1 protein-coding gene is annotated in these 272 nt (G+C 62.1%); it reads left to right on the plus strand.

Annotation, left to right across the window (positions count from 1 at the left end; all coding sequences use genetic code 11):
* A partial coding sequence (locus K5E40_RS34645) for an immunoglobulin-like domain-containing protein (RefSeq protein WP_221734456.1) occupies window positions 1-272 on the plus strand: 272 nt, incomplete at both ends.

Consider the following 272-nt stretch of genomic DNA (forward strand, 5'->3'; position numbering starts at 1 on the left):
ACTGTGACTCTGTCGAACGGCGCAGTGATCACCATCGAGGCCGGTAAAACCACCGGCACTGTGACTGTTCCAGCGCCGGCTGACGACGTCTACAAAGATGCCGGTACCGTACAGGCAACGATCAGCACAGCGACCGGTGGCAACTTCGAGAATCTGGTGCCGAGCACCGCGCCAGCCGTGACCAGCGTCACTGACACCATCGACACCACGTCGGTGAAACTGAGCGCCACCGGCACCGCAGCAGAAGGCGGCACCGTCACTTACACCGCCAC

The sequence above is a fragment of the Pseudomonas baetica genome (assembly GCF_019733355.1).
Taxonomy (GTDB): Bacteria; Pseudomonadota; Gammaproteobacteria; order Pseudomonadales; family Pseudomonadaceae; genus Aquipseudomonas; species Aquipseudomonas baetica_A.